General features: G+C 67.9%; 18 protein-coding genes. 8 read left to right on the top strand and 10 right to left on the bottom strand.

Going from position 1 to position 15646, the window contains the following annotated elements; genetic code table 11:
* Positions 1 to 2 precede the first annotated feature (2 nt).
* The 5 genes from LC407_RS01895 to LC407_RS01875 form a co-directional block, all read right to left on the bottom strand.
* Entirely contained in the window at positions 3 to 1277 is a 1275-nt protein-coding gene (locus LC407_RS01895; protein WP_033832073.1) for an MFS transporter, read from the bottom strand.
* 92 nt (positions 1278 to 1369) lie between these two features.
* On the bottom strand, positions 1370 to 2683 hold the full coding sequence (locus tag LC407_RS01890) for a HAMP domain-containing sensor histidine kinase (protein ID WP_223482096.1): 1314 nt from the start codon (positions 2681 to 2683) through the stop codon (positions 1370 to 1372).
* Positions 2680 to 3420, bottom strand: coding sequence for a response regulator (locus LC407_RS01885; RefSeq protein ID WP_025873908.1), 741 nt, complete (start codon positions 3418 to 3420; stop codon positions 2680 to 2682). Before LC407_RS01885 ends, LC407_RS01890 begins: the two co-directional genes overlap by 4 nt.
* 56 nt (positions 3421 to 3476) lie before the next feature.
* Entirely contained in the window at positions 3477 to 4022 is a 546-nt protein-coding gene (locus LC407_RS01880; protein WP_223482095.1) for a redoxin family protein, read from the bottom strand.
* A 3-nt stretch (positions 4023 to 4025) separates the two neighbouring features.
* A complete protein-coding gene (locus tag LC407_RS01875; RefSeq protein WP_032975918.1) occupies positions 4026 to 4820 on the bottom strand; it encodes an alpha/beta hydrolase in 795 nt (264 codons plus the stop codon).
* A gap of 343 nt (positions 4821 to 5163) precedes the next feature.
* Here LC407_RS01875 and LC407_RS01870 point away from each other — a divergent pair, with 343 nt between their 5' ends.
* The 6 genes from LC407_RS01870 to LC407_RS01845 all read left to right on the top strand — a co-directional run bounded on the left by LC407_RS01870 (position 5164) and on the right by LC407_RS01845 (position 9461).
* A complete protein-coding gene (locus LC407_RS01870; protein ID WP_223482094.1) occupies positions 5164 to 5808 on the top strand; it encodes a DoxX family protein in 645 nt (214 codons plus the stop codon).
* A gap of 102 nt (positions 5809 to 5910) precedes the next feature.
* Positions 5911 to 6387, top strand: a complete 477-nt coding sequence (locus LC407_RS01865; RefSeq protein WP_223482093.1) for an EF-hand domain-containing protein — start codon at positions 5911 to 5913, stop codon at positions 6385 to 6387.
* Between the two features lie 54 nt (positions 6388 to 6441).
* Positions 6442 to 7287, top strand: a complete 846-nt coding sequence (locus LC407_RS01860) for a DUF692 domain-containing protein (protein WP_033830593.1) — start codon at positions 6442 to 6444, stop codon at positions 7285 to 7287.
* Complete coding sequence (locus tag LC407_RS01855) at positions 7280 to 8014, top strand: putative DNA-binding domain-containing protein (RefSeq protein WP_223482092.1); 735 nt, start codon at positions 7280 to 7282, stop codon at positions 8012 to 8014. The genes LC407_RS01860 and LC407_RS01855 overlap by 8 nt, the downstream gene beginning before the upstream one ends.
* Before the next feature lie 50 nt (positions 8015 to 8064).
* A complete protein-coding gene (locus LC407_RS01850) occupies positions 8065 to 8703 on the top strand; it encodes a ferric reductase-like transmembrane domain-containing protein (protein ID WP_140227573.1) in 639 nt (212 codons plus the stop codon).
* A gap of 23 nt (positions 8704 to 8726) precedes the next feature.
* A complete protein-coding gene (locus LC407_RS01845) occupies positions 8727 to 9461 on the top strand; it encodes an SDR family oxidoreductase (RefSeq protein ID WP_223482091.1) in 735 nt (244 codons plus the stop codon).
* Positions 9462 to 9497: 36 nt separating this feature from the next.
* Here LC407_RS01845 and LC407_RS01840 read toward each other — a convergent pair whose 3' ends face one another.
* The 5 genes from LC407_RS01840 to LC407_RS01820 form a co-directional block, all read right to left on the bottom strand.
* Positions 9498 to 10634 (bottom strand): metallophosphoesterase, encoded by a 1137-nt coding sequence (locus tag LC407_RS01840; protein ID WP_223482665.1) that lies wholly within the window; start codon positions 10632 to 10634, stop codon positions 9498 to 9500.
* 82 nt (positions 10635 to 10716) lie between these two features.
* The gene (locus LC407_RS01835) at positions 10717 to 12255 is read right to left on the bottom strand and encodes a TerC family protein (RefSeq protein ID WP_223482090.1); all 1539 of its coding nucleotides are present in this window, start codon (positions 12253 to 12255) and stop codon (positions 10717 to 10719) included.
* A 62-nt stretch (positions 12256 to 12317) separates the two neighbouring features.
* Complete coding sequence (locus LC407_RS01830; RefSeq protein WP_025873919.1) at positions 12318 to 12542, bottom strand: helix-turn-helix transcriptional regulator; 225 nt, start codon at positions 12540 to 12542, stop codon at positions 12318 to 12320.
* 13 nt (positions 12543 to 12555) lie between these two features.
* Positions 12556 to 13023 (bottom strand): DUF2975 domain-containing protein, encoded by a 468-nt coding sequence (locus tag LC407_RS01825; protein WP_093817873.1) that lies wholly within the window; start codon positions 13021 to 13023, stop codon positions 12556 to 12558.
* A gap of 186 nt (positions 13024 to 13209) precedes the next feature.
* A complete protein-coding gene (locus LC407_RS01820) occupies positions 13210 to 13803 on the bottom strand; it encodes a hypothetical protein (protein WP_032975907.1) in 594 nt (197 codons plus the stop codon).
* A gap of 131 nt (positions 13804 to 13934) precedes the next feature.
* Here LC407_RS01820 and LC407_RS01815 point away from each other — a divergent pair, with 131 nt between their 5' ends.
* Complete coding sequence (locus LC407_RS01815; protein WP_025873922.1) at positions 13935 to 14246, top strand: metalloregulator ArsR/SmtB family transcription factor; 312 nt, start codon at positions 13935 to 13937, stop codon at positions 14244 to 14246.
* 11 nt (positions 14247 to 14257) lie between these two features.
* Entirely contained in the window at positions 14258 to 15646 is a 1389-nt protein-coding gene (locus LC407_RS01810) for a DUF2867 domain-containing protein (protein WP_223482089.1), read from the top strand.

The following is a 15646-nucleotide window of genomic DNA, read 5'->3' as shown; positions in this document are numbered from 1 at the left end:
GCTCACTGCCCGCCCCGGGACACGGGGCGGGTCTTCGGCACGGTCTCCGGCAGCGTCCACAGCACCGGCAGCACCAGCACCGCCACCAGCGCGATCATCGCCCCCGGCGCCGCCGCCCAACCGCTGCGTTCCACCCACCATTGCGCCAACCACGGCGTCGCCCCGCCGAACACTGCGGTGGCCATGGTCACCCCCAGCGCCAGCCCACTGACCCGGCCCTCGCCGGGGAACTGCTCGGCCGTAGCCGGTGCCGCCACCGCACTGATACCGCCGGCCACACAGGCCAGGCTCACCGCTGCCAGCACGATGCCCAACGGCGCAGCAGAGGCCATCCAGCCGAACATCGACAGCGGCAGCAGCGCCGCCAGCACCGTCAGCCCCAGCAGCAGCGGTCGCCGCCCGAAGCGATCGGACAACGCGCCGCACAGCGGGGTGATCGCGATCACCGCCACCGCCGCAATCGTCGACAGCCACAGCGCATCACCTTCATCGTGTCCCTGCGCGTGCAGGAACGCCGGCACATACGTAATGCCCACGTAGTAGGTGATCGAACCCAGTGCGGAAATCGCGAACGTGCGCGCCACCGCACCAGGATGGTTGCGCAGCACGTGCCGCAGCGGCGTAGCCGGAATGCTGCCTTCGCGCCGCTGCCGTTCGAACTCCGGCGATTCGTGCATGCCCGAACGCGCGATCAGGATCACCAGTGCCAGCGCCGCGCCGAAGAAGAACGGGATCCGCCAGCCCCAGCTGTCCAGCTGCGGCGCAGGCAGCAGGGCCACGGTGAGCGCGGAGATCGCCACCGCCAGCAACGCGCCTACTTCGCTGGCCGCCGAGGCCAGCGAGGTGACCAAGCCACGTCGTCGCGCCGGCGCGCTTTCCAGAAGATAGGCGACCACGCCGGTGTATTCGCCGCCCACGGAGAAGGCCATCACGCAGCGCAGGATCAGCAACAGCACGCCAGCAGTCGCACCGGCAGTTGCCGCGGTCGGCAGCAACGCGGTGGCCAGCATGGCCGCGGCCATCAACGCCATCGAGGCCAGCAGCATCCAGCGCCGGCCGAGTCGGTCACCCAGGTGGCCGAAGCACAGCGCACCGAGCGGACGCATCAGGTAGGACACCGCGAAGCCGGCCAGGGTGACCAGCATCGCCTCTTCGCCACCGCCGAAGAACACCCGCGACAGCACCGTGGCGAAGTACAGGTACAGGGTGAAGTCGTACCACTCCACCACCGTGGACAGGCCGGCCACCCACATCGAGCGCTGCCGTCCTGCGGTCATTGCGTGCTTTCCTTCATGGCCGCAGCGTGTCATGAAGGCGGTGACGATGCAGTAGATCCACGCCATGCGTGGATGGCCTGCCCCGCCAGACTTCAGGCCGGCAACTGCAACAGCGCCTGCAAACCGCCGCCCTCGCGATTGTGCAGCCGTAGAGAACCACCGAGCGATTGCGCCAGCTGCACGGCGATGGCCAGACCGAGCCCGGTACCGCCGGTATCCCGGTTGCGTGAGCTTTCCAGCCGATGGAAGGGCGCCAATACCGCCTGCAGCTGGTCTTCGGGAATACCGGGGCCACGATCGGAAATCCGAATCCACACCCTGCCCGCCTCGTCGCGACCGGCATCAATCTCCGCGCTCCCGGCATAGCGCAAAGCGTTGTCGACCAGATTGCCGACCACCCGCCGCAGTGGTTGCGGCCACGTCTGCACGATCAGGCCGCTCGGGGCGCCACCACTGACTGGCTTGCCCACGTCCTGGTAATCGCCGACCACGCTGGACAGGAATGCCGCCAGATCCATTGCCACCGGCTCACCACTGGCCACATGGCTGCTGCGCGCGTACGCCACGCCTTCGCGTACCAGCTGTCCCAGATGGTCCAGGTCGGCCAGCAGCCGTTGCTGGGTGGCGTCTTCAGGCAGCGTTTCCACCCGCAGCTTCATCCGCGTGATCGGCGTCTGCAGATCGTGCGAGATCGCCGCAAGGATCTGCAGGCGTTCACTGACATGACCCCGGATGCGGGCCTGCAGTGCGTTGAGTGCCGTTGCTGCGGTGCCTACCTCCGCGGGACCGTCTTCAGGCAGCGCCGGCCCGTCCTGGCCGGGCTGCAGGTGCTCCATCGCGTGCGACAGCTGTGCCAACGGCCGCATCGCCAGCCGCATCGCCAACCATGCGCACAGCAGCAGCAGCGCCAGCTGCGCCATCAGCACCAGCGGTAACCAGCGTGCCAGTGGCAGGCCGGACGGTGTGACCTCGATGGTCAGCGGCGTGCCGTCGTGCAGGCGCAGCTCCACTTCGAAGCGCTCGGGCATACGCGAGACCTGCCGCGCCTGCAGCGGATATCGATGCCGCAGACTGTCATCGATGATGCTGGTGACCTGCCGCGCACGATCAGTCTCCGGCGCAGGGCCGGCCGCGGCCGGGCGCAGCAGATAGCGGTAGGTTCGCCGTTCCAGACGCGGCACCCACGCTTCGCGCTCGCTGGCGGGCAAGCGCTCCAGCAAGGCCACGCTTACTGCCACGTCCTCGTCGAGGTTGCGCAGCATCATGCTGCGGGTGGACTGGTAGCGCTCGTAGAACAGCAGGCCGAACGACAGCGCATGGGCCAGAGTCAGCCCACCCAGCAGCAACAGCAGCAGCCGCGCCGACAGCGTGCGCGGCCACGGCAGGCGGCGCGCCGCGGCGTTCATTCCTCCGGCCCCAGCAACTGCACCGGCACGCTGAACACATAGCCTTCGCTGCGCACGGTCTTGATGTAGGTCGGCTCACGCGCATCGTCGCCCAGGCGCTGGCGCACGCGGCTGACCAGCAGGTCGATCGAGCGGTCGAACAGTTCCGCATCGCGGCCCTGGGTGAGGCTGAGCAGCTGGTCGCGGCTGAGCACACGGTTGGCGTGGTCAAGGAACACGCGCAGCAGCCGGAACTCGGCGCCGCTGAGCGGATAGGCGGTGTCCTGCGCGTCCAGCAGGTGGCGGGCGGTGGTATCCAGGCGCCATTCGCCGAAGGCCAGCTGGCGGCCGGCTTCGCTCACCTGCAGGTTCGGCGGCAGCATCTGCGTGCGGCGGATCACCGCGTTGATGCGTGCCAGCAGTTCGCGCGAGGAGAACGGTTTGGTCACGTAATCATCGGCGCCCATTTCCAGGCCGATGATGCGGTCGGTCTCATCATCGCGGGCGGTCAGCAGCACCACCGGCACGGCGCGGTGCTTGCCGGCCCGCAGGTTGCGGCACAGGCTCAAGCCATCCTCGCCGGGCATCATCACATCCAGCACCACCAGGTCCACTGCATGGGTGTCCATCAGCGCGCGCATCGCGCGGCCACCATCGGCCTGGCTGACGCGCAGGCCGTTGCGCTGCAGGTAGTCGGCCAGCATCTGGCGGATGTCGCTGTCATCGTCGACGACAAGGATGTGCGGTACGTGGTTCATCGTATTCTCTATCGAGGCAGGGGCGAAACCGCGCGGCGCGGCCATGGTAGCGCGGCTCAAGGGCTGGCCAGCAGGCGCTGGATCTCGCTTTCGGTACGCGCATAGTCGCCTTCACCGTAGTGCCGGTAGACCACCCGCCCCTGCCGGTCGATCAGGTACAGCGCGGGCCAGAAACGGTTACCCCACGCGTTCCAGATCCGGTACTGGTTGTCCTGCACCACCGGCCAGGTGATATCCAGCCGGTGGATCGCACGGCGCACGTTCCCCGGCAGCCCTTCATACGCGAATTCGGGGGTGTGCACGCCGATCACGTGCAGGCCCTGTTCCGCGTATCGGCGATGCCACTGGTGAACGTACGGCGCCACGTTGAGGCAGTTGCTGCAGGTGTAGGTCCAGAATTCGACCAGCACCACCTGCCCGCGCAGCTGCTGCAGGGTCAGCGGCGGGCTGTTGTGCCATGGCCCACCGCCGCTGAATCCCGCAGCGGGTGCGGCCTCGGCAGTCTGTGCGCCGGCTTCGGGGCTTGGCCACGCAAGCAGCAGCGCAGCGGCGCCGAGCAGGGACAGCAGCAGCGACACGGTATAGGCACGAAGCGTGGCCATTGCTCAGCCCCCCTGCTCGGCCAGCGGCAGCTCGGCCGGCTTCACTCCGGCAGCTTCCAGGATGCTGTCGGCCACCTGCGCAGGGTGCGAGAGCAGCGAGACATGGCTGCTGCCGATCGACTGCAGCTGCGCGCCAATGCGCTGCGCGGTGGCGACCTGCAGCTGCGGCGAGAGCATGCGGTCATCGCGGCTGACCACGTACCAGCTCGGCTTGCTGCGCCATGCCGCCGTGGTCACGGCCTCACCCAGCGCACTGGCCTTCAACGGCACCTGCGTGCTGTACAGCAGGGCGGCGGCCTTCTTCATCACGTCGGGTGCGAAATCCTGGGCGATGGCATCGGCCGGCAGGGTCAGGTAACCGTCTTTCTCCTGCAGGCGGGTCAGCCCGGGGCCGACCGGGAAGCCTTCGCCCTGCTGCGCGGAGGACTGGCCGACATCCGGTGCGAACGCGGCCACGTAGACCAGCGCCTGCACCTTGGGATCGTCGCCCGCTTCGGTGATGACCGTGCCGCCCCAGCTGTGGCCGACCAGCACCACCTTGCCGGGCGCGGCAGCGATCGCGCGACGGGTAGCGGCAACGTCGTCGGCCAGCGAGGTGAGCGGATTCTGTACCGCCACCGCCGGCAGCTTCCAGGCATGCAGGGTGCCGATGACCTTGTTCCAGCTCGAGCCATCGGCGAAGGCGCCATGCACCAGGATGATGGTGGGCGGCGCGCCGGCATCGGCCTGCACGGCGAAGGCGGGGGTGGCGGCGCCGGCCAGGGCCAGGGCAGCGGCGAGCAGGGTGGTGCGGATCATGGGTGGCACTCCGGTGTTGGGAGTGGCCATTTCCGCGTGCCGGTGTATCGCTGCTGTTTCGCTGTGATGCCGAGTTGTACCGGACTGTAGGCCGGCGGCGGGTTCCTACAGTGGGATACATTCGGCCGCTGGGCATGCCCCGGCGCCATCGGGTGCATATCGCTCCCCGCACGCGGGCGCGCAACGCGCCGATGCGCCCCCGATGCGGCGTCTTTGTATCCAACTGTACGAATTCCCTGCCGCAGCCACAGTCGCTGACAAAACCCCGGGCATCGGCACACGTTGCCGATACCTGCGTGGCCCGAAATGGCCTCCATCGACCACCGGCCCGCAGGACACACCCATGATCAGCACCGCCTCCTCCCTCTACACCCCACGCCTGGATGCCGTCGGCCGCTGGCTTTCGCCGCTGGCCCTGCGCGCCCTGCTCGCCTGGGAATTCTTTGAATCCGGCCGCGAGAAGCTGGGCGGCCAGAACTGGTTCGCCGATCTGGAAGGCCGGTTCCCGTTCCCCTTCTCCACCCTGCCCGCCTCGCTCAACTGGCACCTGGCCACCTGGCTGGAACTGGTGGGCGCGGTGATGCTGCTGCTGGGCCTGGCCACGCGCTCGGTGGCGTACATCTTCTGGGTGCTCACCATCGTGGCCATCGCCGCCGTGCACTGGCCCGACCAGTGGAACGGCCTGGATGAACTCTGGCGGGGCTATGCGATCACCGACCAGGGCTACGGCAACTTCAAGCTGCCGCTGCTGTTCCTGGCCATGCTGCTGCCGCTGATCCTCAACGGTGCTGGATCACTCAGCCTGGACCGTCTGCTTGCCAGCCCGCAACACGCCGCCGCAGACGATGACGGCCTCGGCTGGGGCAGCAGCCTGATCGCGCTGCTGCTGCCGGTCGCCGCACTACTGCCCGGCGTCGGCTTCGGCGGTGCCCTGCTCGGCGCCGCGTTGTTGCTGGCCCATGTACTGCGCCGTCGCCGCAGCGCCTGATCCGCTTCCGCCCTCTCCCACCCTTCCTCGCATCGCATTCCGTCGCCTTCCAGCGGCGTCCATCCCGCACGCCCTGCGTGCACATCCCAAGGAGTCATCACCATGTCCGTCTCGACCAATAACACCTCTGCTTCCCGTCTGCCGCGCATCGGCGCCATCGGCCTCGCCCTGGCCGGCGGCCTGCTGCTGGCCGGCCAGGCTGCCGCGATCCAGCCGCTGGCGATCAGTGCCGTGGCCATGAGCGCCGCCGCCGAAGGCAAGTGCGGTGAAGGCAAGTGCGGCGCCAACAAGGCCACCACCAGCAAGCCCGCCGGCAAGGCCAAGGTAGCCGAGGGCCAGTGCGGCGAAGGCAAGTGCGGCGACGCCTCGTTTGCCCGGACCGACCGTGACCACGACGGAAAGGTGTCGCGTGCCGAGTTCAATGCCGTGGCCGCCAAACGTGCCGCCGAATTCGACCGCATCGACACCGACCACGACGGTTACATCAGCGAGCAGGAAGCGCACGACTACCTGCGCAGCGTCTACACCGCCAATGGCAAGCCCATGCCGAAGGGCCTGTTCTCGCGCGTTGCCGACTGATTGCCCGCACCCGGTGCCGCCCTTGTGGCGGCACCTCATCCCGGAGTAACCACCATGTCCCTGCCTTTGCCTACCGCCAGTGCGGGCCTCGGCCTGCGCCGAGGCCTGATCGATGAGCTTCTGGCGATGCCGGCCGATGCCATCGACTTCCTCGAATGCTCGCCGGACAACTGGATCGGCGTCGGCGGTGCACACGGTGCCGCGCTGCGCCAGCTGAGCGAGCGCCACCGCCTGACCTGCCACGGTCTTTCGCTGTCGCTGGGCGGCCCGGACCCACTGGACCGCACGCTGCTGCAACAGACCCGCGCTTTTCTCGACCTGCACCAGGTACAGCTGTACAGCGAACACCTGAGTTACTGCGCCGCCGGGGGCCACCTCTATGACCTGCTGCCGCTGCCGTTCACCGCCGAGGCCGTACGCCACGTTGCCGGTCGCATCGCCCAGGTGCAGGACAGCCTGGGGCGTCGTATCGCGGTGGAGAACATCTCCTACTACGCAGTGCCCGCTGCCGACATGAGCGAGATCGAGTTCATCACTGCCGTGCTTGCCGAAGCCGACTGCGACCTGCTGCTGGACGTCAACAATGTCTTCGTCAACGCCTGCAACAATGGCTACGACGCCTTCGATTTCCTGCGCCGCGTGCCGGCCCACCGCGTGGCCTCCCTGCATGTGGCTGGCCACTTCGACGAGGACGACGGCTTCAAGATCGACACCCACGGCGCGCCGGTGAAGGGTGTGGTCTGGGCCCTGCTACGCCAGGCCTATGCGCACGTCGGCGTGCGCCCCACCCTGCTGGAGCGCGACTTCAATTTCCCGCCGCTGGCCGAACTGCTGGCTGAAGTGCAACAGATCCGCAGGGCCCAGGCCGACGCCGAGTTGCCGGAGGTGGCCCATGGCTGAGTCCCTGGCCACGTTGCAGCGGCGCTGGGCCGACCATGTGCGCGATCCCTCGATGCCCGCACCCGATGGCATCGCGGCATGGCGGCTGGCGATCTACCGCCGCCTGTGCATCGACAGCCTGGACAACCTGCTGGCCGGCAGCCTGCCGCGCCTGCATCAACAACTGGGCGAAGCGCGCTGGCATGGCCTGGTCGAGCACTACTACGCGTACCACGACTGCCACACCCCGCTGTTCCCGCAGATCGCCAGCGAGTTCGCTGCCTGGCTGGCGGCGCAGGACACGTTCGTGCTGCCCGGCTGGGCGGCGGAACTGGCGCACTACGAGAGCACGCAGCAGGCACTGCACATCGAAGCGCGTGATGCCGGGCATTCGTTGCACTCCATGCCTGCGGGCAGCGACGTGCTGGCGCTGTCGCCGCTGGTGCGGGTACTGGGCTACCAGTGGCCGGTGCATGAGGACGCCGGACTGGACGATGCGCCCGCAAGCGAGCCGACGCTTCTGCTGCTGCGTCGCCTGGCGGACGACCGCCTGCAGGTCGAGGAACTGGCACCGCTTGCATATGCGCTGTTGTCGTCATTTGGCAACGAGGGTGCGCGCGTGGACGACGCCCGGCAGGCGCTGGCTGAGGCGCATGGCGTGGCCACCGATGCACTGCGCGTGGTGGCCGCGCCCTTGCTGGGCGAACTGTGCGCGGCCGGCGTGCTGGTCGCGCTGACCGGGTTCTGAGATTGCCGGCCAGCGGCCGGCACTACCCCTATCTGATTCGAGGTCTGACCATGGCTGTTTCCAACACTTCCTTGCTGCATGGCTGGCGCCTGTTCATGGCCATCGCCGCAGTCCTGATCGCCTTTGCGCTGGCAGCCTTCGCTCTGCAGCCGGATCTGGCCGAGGGCAGCCGCGCAGCGATCCGGGTCACTGCCCGCACGTCGTTCCTGCTGTTCCTGGCCGCGTTTACGGCATCGTCATTTGCCACCCTGCTGCCCGGGCCGACCACCCGCTTCCTGATGCGCGAACGCCGCATCATCGGCCTGTCGTTTGCGTTCTCGCATCTGCTGCATGCCTTCGCCATCACCGCGTTCGGCATCCTCAATCCGGCGTTCTGGCCAGCGCGCTCCGCCCTTGCCAATCTTCCCGGAACGATGGGTTACGTGGCCATCCTGGCGCTGGCCATCACCTCGCACCGGAGCATCGCCCGGCGCATGGGTCCAACCGCCTGGCGGCGACTGCACGTCACCGGCATGTGGGTCATCGCGGCGGTGTTCACCTATTCGTACTTCAAACGTGTACCCACGAACTTCTGGTATGCGGTGCCTTCGGCACTGCTGTTCACCGCCTTCGTGGTCCGCTGGATCGGCAAACGTGCTCAGTCGCTGCGCCGCAGCGCCCACGCCCGTCCTTCCCTGCCAGCGGCCTGATCATCCCCAACCGGAGTTTGAACATGACAGTCTCTTCCTCTCGCCGCCGTGCACTGGTCATCGGCGGCTCACGCGGCATCGGTGCGGCCATTGCGCAACGCTTGGCCGTTGATGGCCATGACGTCGCCATCACCCACGTCTCGCGCCCCGATGGGGCGCAGGCACCGCTTGATGCCATCCGCGCGCACGGTGGCCGCGCGCTCGCCTTCCAGGCTGACAGCAGCGATGCCGATGCGTTGCGCCGGGCCGTGGCCGCCGCTGCGCAGGCCTTCGGTGGGTTGGATGTGCTGGTGGTCAATGCCGGCCTGTACCGGCATACACCGATCGACAGCGTGGATCTGCCTACGCTGGACCAGCTGCTGGCGGTGAACATACGTGGCGTGGTGCTGGCCATCCAGGCGGCCCTGCCGCATCTGTCCGGCGGTGGCCGCATCATCACCATCGGCAGCAACACTGCCGTGCGCAGTGGTTCGCCCGGCAGCAGCCTGTATGCGATGAGCAAGGCGGCGGTGGCCGCTCTGGTGCGCGAGCTGGCGCTGGAGCTGGCCCCCAGCGGCATCACCATCAACAACCTGCAACCCGGCCCGACTGCGACCGACATCACCGCCGGGCTGGATGAAAAGCTTGCTGCGCGGGTACCCCTGGGCCGCATTGCCCAGCCTGCCGAGATCGCGTCATTGGCCAGTTGGGTAGCGGGGCCGGAAGCGGGCTACATGACAGGCAGCAGCCTGACCATCGATGGAGGCTTCATCCTCTGAGCCGTTGCACGATCCCCCATCCCACACCCCACCGCATCACGGCGCCCGGCGCAGGGTGATCATCGTAATCTCCGACGGTACGCCGATGCGGGCCGGGAACCCGGCCCACAGGCCGGCACCGTTGCTCACGTACAGCGTCATGCCATCCACCGCGTAGCGACCGGAGACGAAGCCGCCGTTGGCGCGCTTCACCAGCTGGTCCATGCCGATGATCTGTCCGCCATGGGTGTGCCCGGACAGCTGCAGCTTCACCCCGCGTGCAGCGGCCTCGCGTGCATTGCGTGGCCGATGGTCGAGCAGGATCACCGGTGCGCTGGGGTCGGCACCGGCCAGGGCGGCCTCTAGGTCGGGCAGCGGCAGGCCATAGCGTGCGGCGACCGGGTCGGTGACGCCGGCGATGGTCAGTGCTGCCTCACCACGGCGCACCTGGGTGTGGCTGTTTTCCAGCACCTGCATGTGCAGCGCGCGGAACGCCTGCATCCATTCGCTGTACTGCGCGTAGTACTCGTGGTTGCCGGTAATGGCGATCACCCCGTCGGGCGCACGCAGGTCCGCCAGTGGGGTGTAATCGTTGCGGCGCGCCTGCACGCTGCCGTCGATCAGGTCGCCGGTGATCACCACCAGATCCGGTTGCAGTGCGTTGCTTGCAGCCACGACCTGGCGCACCCAGTCGCCGGTCAGCAGGCGGCTGGCGTGGATGTCGGTGAGCTGCAGCACACGGTAGCCATCGAAGGCCTGCGGCAGTCCGCTGATGGCCACCTCGATCTGCCGTGGCTTGGGTACGGCCATGCCCTGGCTGACACCGAAGGCACTGAGCAGCAGCGCCAGCACCGCGGCAGACGGGCGCAGCGCCTTGCTGCGCAGTACGGAAAGGACGCGCGGTGCGCGCAGCAGGCGCGCGGCCAACAGGCCGGCGTCCAGCACCAGCAACGCCAGGGCCAGCAGCAGCACGGCGGTGGAACCGGTGGCCAGCGTGGCAATGGCCATCTTCGGAATTTCCGGGGAGGCCATCGTGCCCCAGAAGCTGGCGACGATGCGCAGCTGCACGGCAATGCCCACCAGCAGCACCGACAGCACCACCTTCGACCAGACAGGCAGGCGCAGCGGCCAGAACAGGCGCCAGGCCACATACAGGCCCATCAGAAAACCAATCGTACTCAGCACTACGACAATCCAGAACGGCGAACAGGCCCGCCATGGTGACGGCAGAAGATGGCAATGGATAGAGCCGGGCATGGGCCCAGCCCCGACATCGTCACGCTTCTGGCAGGCGTTCCACCCGCAACCGCGTGATGCGCCGCTTCTCCATCGCCAGCACGGTGATGCGGATCCCGGCCACCTCCAGCGTGTCGCCGATGTCGGGCAGGCGTCCCAATTGCTCCAGCACCAGCCCGGAAATGGTCATGTAGTCCGCGCTGCGCGGCAGCGACACGCCGGCCAGCCGCTGCAGGTCGTCCAGGGTCAGCGCGCCGTCGGCGTCCCAGCAGTCCTCGCCCTGTGCAACCACGCCATAGCGCTCGTCCTGGGTATCGGCCAGATCACCGGCGATCGCCGCCAGCAGGTCGTTGGCCGTCACCAGGCCTTCCACGCTGCCGTACTCGTCCACCGCCACTGCCAACGGCACCGGGTGCTGGCGGATCAGCTCCAGCGCCTGCAACGCACTGGCGCTGGACAGCACGTACTGCGGCTCGCGCAGGTTGCCTTCCAGTTGCAGTGGCTTGCCCTGCAGCAGGTCGGCCAGCAGGTCACGGCTCTGCACCACGCCACGCAGGCTGTCCAGGTCGCCCTCGCCCACCAGCATCCGCGTATGCGGCGACGCCACCAGGCGTGCGACCACATCGTCGTGACCACGCGCCATGTCGATCCACTGCACGTCGGCACGCACCGTCATCACGCTCGATACCGGACGGTCGGCCAGGGCCAGCACACTGCGGATCATCTCGTGCTCGGCGGGCTGCAGGCGTTCTTCGGTGCTGCCGCGCTCATCGGCTTCATCTTCATCGTGGCCATTGGCCTGGCGCGCACCCAGCAGCCGCAGCACGGCATCGGCAGTACGCTGGCGGAACGGCTGGCGCTGCTCGTTGCGCTCGCGGTTGAAACGTATCCACTGGTTGAACGCTTCCACCAGGATCGAGAACGCGATGGCCGCGTACAGGTACCCCTTCGGAATCCTGTAGCCCAGGCCCTCGGCCACCAGGCTGAAACCGATCATCAGCAGGAAGCCCAGGCACAGCACCACCACGGTCGGGTGCTTGTTGACGAAGCGGGTCAGCGGCTTGCTGGCCAGCAGCATCAGCGCCATCGCGATGGTCACCGCCGCATACATCACGCCGAGGTTGTCGACCATGCCGACCGCGGTGATCACCGAATCCAGCGAGAACACCGCATCAAGCACCACGATCTGCGCCACCACCATCGCAAAGCTGGCATAGACCTTCTTGCCGTCCTCGTGATGCTCGCGGCCTTCAAGCCGCTCGTGCAGCTCCATGGTGCCCTTGAACAGCAGGAACAGGCCGCCGCCGAGCAGGATCAGATCGCGGCCGGAGAAGCTGTGCTCCAGCAGCGTGACCAGTGGTTCGGTCAGTTTCATGATCCAGGCCAACGCAGCCAGCAGCACCAGCCGCATCAGCAGCGCCAATGCCAGGCCGATCACCCGCGCGCGGTCGCGCTGGTGCGGCGGCAGCTTGTCGGCCAGGATCGCGATGAACACCAGGTTGTCGATGCCGAGAACGATCTCCAGCACGACCAGGGTTGCAAGGCCCATCCATATCGAGGGGTCAGCCAACCATTCCATTTCAGGTCCGTTTCGTCAGTAAGGGAAAAGTGGTGCGGTGCAGGCGTGCGGCGCGGCCAGGCTCAATCCGCATCCTGCGCCTGCGCAGGGTCATGGCCGAGCAGGTCACCGGGGCTGCATTGCAGTTCGCGGCAGATCGCATCGAGGGTGGAAAAGCGGATCGCGCGTGCCTTGCCGGTCTTCAGGATCGACAGGTTGGCCAGGGTGATGTCGATGCGCCCGGCCAGCTCGGACAAGGTCATGCCGCGCTGCTGCAGCATGCGGTCGAGGGTGATGACGATCGCCATCAGATCATGCCCATCAAATCACACCGTCCAGATCGTCGCGCATCGCTGCGCCAACGGTGAACACCCGCGCCAGCACGAACAGCATCAGCACGGCCACCAGGCCGGTGATCGACATGCCACCGCCAACTTCCATCCACGCAAAGTCCGGCCCCATCCAGCTGGCATACAGACCGATCACGATGGACAGCACCTCCATCGCCAGCATCAGCCAGGCCATGCGTTGCAGGCGTACAGCATTGGCATGGGTGAAGGGGCGTTCGTTGGCCGCAGAACGCAGCAGCCGCGCCAGGTGGCGCAGGAACACCAGGCACAGCACCAGCAGCGCGACGATGGCGGCCAGGCCCACGCAGAAATGCAGGAACAGATGCGAACCGTGCACGGCCGCGGCCTGCGCGTCGTGCACGCTGTCCAGCAGCCAGTTGCGGTCGTAGGCCACCAGCGGCACCGCCAGCAGCGCGGCCAGGATGCCCAGCCAGCACATCGCGCGCACCGCCTGCACGGCGGTCTGGGCCAGGGTGAACAAGCCGCGCGCAGGAAGGACGCGGGCGGGACGAGCGGTCAAGCAGCCTCCGATGTGGAGCGGCCCTGCCGCCCCGGGGTGGATTTATCGATAAACGATATATCACATCCCCGGGCTGTTGGCTGAATCGCGTGTACTCCGGCAGCGCTACCGGGCGGGTGCCGGTGCAGGCGGCGCGGCCTGTTCGCGCATCGCTTCGCCCGGCGTGGCCGAGGCCATCGCCTGCACCCCGGCCTCGGCGGCCTGCCGGGTGACCAGCCGGAAGCGCACGCGCAGCTTGCTTTCGCCCGGCGTTGCCCAACCGTACTGGATCGCCACCTGGTCGCCGGACAATGGACCGCGCGATGGCAGCGAGCGGATCTGCAGCGGCTTCGGTGCGGCCTGCATCAGCCGCGCGAAGCCCTTCTGCACTACCGCCGGGTCGGCCTTCTCGGCATACACGGTGCAGGTGCCATCATCGGCCCAGCTGACCGCGTAGCGGCCACTGGCCAACGGCACCATCCATGCCATGCCCGGCTGGCCCTGCAGCAGCGTAGCGGCCTCGGCCGGCTGCAGCGGCGTCAGGCCATTGGCATCCATCAGCGACTGCAGCCGCGCCGGCGCGCCGATGTGCTGCATGCAGGCAGTGTCGAACAGTTCGCTGAAGGGATCCTGCGCCGGTGCCTTCGGCGCACGCGCAGGCTGGGCCATCACCACGATCGGCAGCAGCAGGCCAGCGATCAGCCAGGGCGCAGGGCGCATCGGAACTCCACGGAACGGAAAACAGCGGGGAGGATGACAAAGCCGGGAGGCAGTACGCAACGGGCACGCCCGCGCTTGACATCACCTGCCACCAGGGCGAACATCAGTTAACGAATTAGTTAACTGCAACCATGGACCGCATCTTCGAAGCCCTGGCCTCCACCGCACGCCGGCAGATCCTGGCCTACCTCAGCGCCGGCGAGCTCAGCGCCGGCGAGCTGGCCGAGCGCTTCGATTTCAGCAAGCCGGCACTCTCCAGCCACCTGCGCATCCTGGAAGACGCCGGCCTGATCGAACGCGAGAAGCGCGGCCAGTTCGTGTACTTCCGGCAGGTGCCCGACCGCCTGGCCAACACACTGTTTTCCTGGGCTGCCGAAGTCTGTCCGGTCGGCGGCCCGCTGAAGCGCGAAGCGCGCGCACGCCGCAAGACACCCGCCCGCTGAGGAGCACTGCGATGCCCGGTTCGACCCGCACCAGCCGTTCGTTCCCGAGTATCCAGCTTCCGGCACACGACGGTGGTGGCCCGGTGGAAGTCACCCTGATTGCGCAGCTCGGCATTGGTGCCGGCGATGCGCTGGTAAGCGATGCCAGCCAGCGCCAACGTCACCACCCGGCCTTCATCGATGCGCTGGACGAGCCCTCGGCACGGCTGGGTGGCATGCACCTGCAGCACGGCGATCCGTCATCGCTGTACAGCTTCGTGGTGGGTGCCGGCGGACATCCCTTCCACCGCCATGCCGGGCCGCGCATGTTCACCGCCATCGCCGGCAGTGCCGGTGCCGAGCTGCGGTTTGCCAGCGCATCCGATCAGCAGCTGGCGGACGATCCCTCGCACTTCCTGCGGTCGCTGCGTCGTATCCGCATCCCGCCCGATTGCCTGTTCACCGTGCGCTTTGGTGGTGGCACCTGGCACCAGTTCGCCTCGAACAGTCCGGCCCACCCTGCCCTGTTCGCGCTCTCGTGCCACAGCAATGAGCTGGCCGGGGCGATGAGCGCGCAGGCGCGCGCACTGGCACAGGCAAACGCCGCGGACATTCCCAGCCTGACCGACGTGCTGCCAGCAGCGCACTGGCCCAGCGCAACCACACTTGCCGCCACGCCGTTGCTGCAACTGTCACTGCAGGCGGCAGCGCCCAGCCTGCGCGCACGCCTGTGCGTGCAGACGCGCGCGTTGCTGGGGCCGCTGCGTCGCTTCAGCCTGGAGCCACTGCGCGGATTCGTGGAGCGGGCGACGCCGGCGTACCCGGTCTGCAGCAGCGCGTCGTCGCCTTCAGCGGGAATGCTCGCCAGCGCCCTGCCGCACGGTCACTACAACGACACGACCACGCTGACCCTGCACGGCGGGCAGACCCGCCATCGATCGGCCTCCGCCCTGCTGGCGGACATACTGGACGGGTTCCTGCGCAACCCGCCGGCGGGCGTCGGCCGCTTGATGGCCCTGCGCAATCGTCTGGTTGCACCACTGCGTCTGCGCACCTCGCCGCTGGGCTGCCCGGTGTCGTCGCTGCTGTCCACCGACCGCAGCCGCGTGTTCGGCGGACGTTTCCCGGTGCTGGATGCCCGAGTAGATGCGGAAGACCGGTGTGCCGAAGTGCTGCTCGGCGCAGACGACCGCCATCTCCGCTTCCGCAGCAGCGTGCGCGTGCAGTTCTGCGAGGACGGCCAGGTCCAGATCAGCCTGGGCTCGCGCGTGCAGACGCTCAATGCGTTTGGCCGCTTCTACATGGCCATGATCGACAGCGCCCATCGCCATTACGTGGCCCCGGCACTGCTGCGCCGCGCCGTTGAACATGCGCTGGCACCGGAACTGGCCGCGTGGTCCGGCACGCCTGTACATTCCTGA

It is taken from the genome of Stenotrophomonas sp. OVS01A, assembly GCF_019969775.1.
In the GTDB taxonomy this organism is placed as follows: Bacteria; Pseudomonadota; Gammaproteobacteria; order Xanthomonadales; family Xanthomonadaceae; genus Stenotrophomonas; species Stenotrophomonas indicatrix.
Note: the sequence above shows the minus strand (reverse complement) of the source record. Positions and strands in the feature narration are given on the sequence as shown.